This window comes from Halomonas sp. 3F2F (genome assembly GCF_014897805.1).
Classification (GTDB): domain Bacteria; phylum Pseudomonadota; class Gammaproteobacteria; order Pseudomonadales; family Halomonadaceae; genus Vreelandella.
The window spans coordinates 1-3776 of sequence record NZ_JABUZE010000107.1 but is presented as its reverse complement, the minus strand read 5'-3'; the positions used below and the strand labels follow the sequence as shown (position 1 = coordinate 3776).

At 58.5% G+C, this 3776-nt stretch carries 3 protein-coding genes; all 3 read right to left on the bottom strand.

Annotation, left to right across the window (positions count from 1 at the left end; genetic code table 11):
• Positions 1 to 1100 (bottom strand): ABC transporter transmembrane domain-containing protein (locus INT21_RS12000; RefSeq protein ID WP_193085244.1); only part of this gene is annotated, 1100 nt, incomplete at its 3' end.
• 46 nt (positions 1101 to 1146) lie between these two features.
• Entirely contained in the window at positions 1147 to 1926 is a 780-nt protein-coding gene (gene fhuF / locus INT21_RS11995) for a siderophore-iron reductase FhuF (protein WP_193085243.1), read from the bottom strand.
• Positions 1923 to 3776 (bottom strand): Fe(3+)-hydroxamate ABC transporter permease FhuB (gene fhuB, locus INT21_RS11990; protein ID WP_193085242.1); only part of this gene is annotated, 1854 nt, incomplete at its 5' end. The genes fhuF and fhuB, both read right to left, overlap by 4 nt.

Below are 3776 nucleotides of genomic sequence, written 5' to 3'. Positions count from 1 at the left end.
GATTTGCCACTGCCATTGCCGCCGATCAGAAACACTACCTCGCCGCGCTTTAAGGTCAAGTCGATAGGACCAATGGCAAAGCCTGGCCGTGCCTCTTCAGCGGGGTAACGATAGCAGACCTGTTCCAGTGCTAGCACCTGCCAGTCGTGGCGCTGCGTGTCACTATCAAAGGTATCGCGGTGTTCTGCTAGGTCGAGCGCGCTGATTTTCTCGAACGCCACTCGGGCATTGATCAAGGGTGGAAAAGCGCCTATCGCTTGAATAAGTGGCGTGCGCAGAAACAGCAGCGTAAGAGAGAAGGTGGTGGCCACCTGCGCCGATGCCCACCCCAGGCCGTTGGCTAAAAAGAACACCACGCCGATGGCCCCCAGCATCATGATATTGAACCAATTCACCGCGCTTAGATGGTAGGTATCGCCGCGAATGATATGGTGCCGATACTCTTCAGCGTTGGGGGTATAGACGTCGCGATACAACCATTCGGCTCGGTCGCGATTAAGCGCCAGTTCCTTACGCCCCTCAATCACCGATTGGTAATCTGCATAGAGACGATCTTCAGACTCACGCAGCTTAGCCATATGCCGATAAACCCGAGCTACCAAACGCATGCCAATTAAAACCGTTACGATCACCCAGAGCGCGGTGACAGCCAGCATGGAAGGTGAAAGCCAGCCTAGATAAACCGTGACACCTATCGTCAGCACCCCGCCTTGTACCAACTCTGGCAAACGTACAAAGGCAACGGTGATATAGCGCACATCGCTGGATAAGCTGGCCAGCAAGCGCGCACTACCAATCTGCTCGACCCGCTCGATATTGGTATCCAGAATCCGCTTAATCAATTGCCCCCGCAGTCGATAGACGAAATAGTGCCCCAAAGTGGTCAGCGCCAATTGCGAGGCCAATGTTATTGCTAAGAGCAACGCGATCAGCCCCAGGAATTCGGGCAGGATACGCCAGGGATCGGTAAAGGTGCCCAATAGCCGCTGATTGATAAAGGCGATAACACCGATACCCAAACCTGCACTGGCCAAACTAAGTAGTACCACGGCCACAAATGGCCAGCGATAATCACGCCATACAATCCTCAACAGCTCCATGAACAGGGCCTCCTGGCAGTTCGAAAAGTTAGCCGATATTTGAAAGCTAGCGTTGGCGTTTGGCCGGCTTATTCTCGGGTTTCAGCGGGCAACCGCCACACAGCGGCTCGCCTGGTAGCCGGTATTTGATGCAGCATAACCGCCGCACTCGAGCAGGCGTTTCACCGCCCAGTTCCAGATAACGCACCGGTTGATATAGCGGGTTACGACGCCCATCGGGGAGCGTCTTGGTGGCGAGATAATCCAGCAGAGGGGCGCCCGCGCCAGTAAATTCCGGGTGCTTCGAGCAGGTCTTGCCCACGAACTCCACGTAGTGACCAAGGTTGCTCCAGAACACTTTGGCAGAAAGCCCTGAAACCTCGGCCAACGCTTCGATAAGCGGCGCACAGTGGTCATCAAATAGGCTGCTAAAGCGTGCCTGGAGCGCGTTAGAGGCCAACGGCACGCCACCATGCGGCAGCCAGATGCGCGCAGTCTGACCGTGATCACCTAACGCCAGTCGCAGCTCACCCCCGCCGACCGGCAGCTCATAGCCCAACAGCAGGTTGGCCACCAGCGTCGGAATAGCGACACTGCTGAAGTGAAATTTCGACCAGATTGAAGCGGCCGCCAGAAAGTCGGCGTCGTCACCGTGGTATCGGCGGTAACGCGAAAGCTGAGCGCCTAGCACCTTATGATCCAGCAGTTCAGAAGCTGCCAGCGTCGGTATATTAGGCTGACCAAACGCAGGTGCCTTTAAGTTATCCAACGGCGGCTGGCGATAGAGCGCCAACAAAGCGTCTGCTGGATTCGTCGCTACCGGTAGCACGCTCGCCGCTTCGCTCATAGCCGCCGCAGCCCCCACATAAAGTAGGCACCGCCAATCAAAGAGGCGACCAAGCCCGCGGGCATCTCATAGGGGAAGATAATCTGACGACCCACCCAGTCCGCCAGCACCATTAATAGCATGCCGATCAACGCAGCACCCAGCAGGTGCTGCCCTGCCCGAGAGAAGCCGACCAAGCGCGCCATATGTGGCGCCAGCAGACCAATAAACGACAGCGGCCCCACCACCAGGGTGGCGCAGGCGGTTAGCAGCGCCACCAGTAACAGCAACGCCAAACGGGCACGGTTGAGGGTTACCCCAAGCGCCTTGGCCGTCGGTGCGCCTAAAGGCAAAATATCCAACCAGCGAGTAAAGGGCAGCGTGACCAGCGCCAATACCGCAGCAATACCCCCGACCACCACCGCATTGGTGACATCCACGTAATAGGTAGAGCCCGCCAGCCAAGCGATCACCTGCTGGCCACGTGGGTCGCCACCCGCCAGCATGACGCTACGCACTGCATCAAACAGGGCGCTGACTGCCACCCCGGTAAGCAGCAAACGCTCGGGGAGATAACCGCTCTTGCGGTTGATGCCCACCAACACCAGCAGCGTTGCAAAAGCCCCCAGGGTACCCACACCAATCAGCATCATATTGGTGGGCGCGGGCAGTAAGAAGATCCCCAAAATTAGCGCAATGGCGCAGCCACCGCTGATACCCAATACCTCGGGGCTAGCCATAGGGTTGGCGGAAAGGCGCTGAAGAATCGTTCCGGCAATTGCCAGCATTAGCCCACTCGCCGCTGCCGCCATTACCCGCGGCATGCGCCACTGCATCACGTTCCAGTTATCCGGCGACAGTAAGTACCAGCCATCGACACCCTGCCCCACCAGCAAGCCAAGCAATGTGGCACCTAGTAGCGCGAGGAGTAACCCCGTCGCCAAACGGGAAGGCGCTGGATGCCGATGAGCAAAAACGCCCGCCCCTTTTGGTGGTTGATCACCCCGCAGTTTCAAACGTGGAATTAGCCACATTAACAGCGGCGCTCCCAGGGCACCGGTAATCGCCCCAGTGGGTATAAAGGCCGCCACCATGCCACCGAAATGCTGTAGCAGCAGGTCAGTAGTGGCCAACAACACAGCCCCTAGTAACGTCGACCAAAGCAGCCGTGGCCCTAAGCGCCGCGCACCGGCCATACGCACAATATTGGGCGCTGCCAAGCCGATAAAACCGATGATACCCACCACACTGACAATGCTACCGGTAATAAATACTGCCAGCCCCATTCCCGCAAAGCGCAGATAGGTCAGCGAGACCCCTAGGCTTTTGGCACTGGCATCGTCCAATTCCAGCACCGCCAAAGGACGTAGTAAAAACCAGGCTGCCACGCAGCTAATCGCCAGCCGTGGCCAGAGAACAGCCACGCCATCCCAACCGTTTTGCGCCAGCGAACCCGCGCCCCAAATCAGCAGTCCTGAGAGCGCCTCGTGGTTAAACAGCAGCAGCGCCGTGGAGAGCGCCCCTAAGTACAGATTAACCACCAAGCCCGCCAACACCACCACGATCGGCGCCAACCCACGCCGCCACGAGAGCAGGAAAACTAACCCAACCGCCAGCGCGCCGCCCACCAAGGCGACCCATTCACGCCCGGCGACAAGCAGCCCCGGCGCCAGTAAGGTAGCGGTCATCAACGCCAGGTTAGCGCCCGATGCCACCCCTAGGGTGGTGGGCGAGGCCAACGGGTTGCGCAGCACTTGCTGCATCAGTACACCCGCCAACCCCAAACCGCCCCCAGCTAGCAACGCGATCGAGAGACGCGGCCACCATGCATAGTGAAGCAACAACTCGTCGACGTTCTCAAAGGAGGGCGC

Excerpts from the sequence above, each read along its gene's own strand:
- fhuF (WP_193085243.1), bottom strand. The coding sequence starts at position 1,926 with ATGAGCGAAGCGGCGAGCGTGCTACCGGTAGCGACGAATCCAGCAGAC.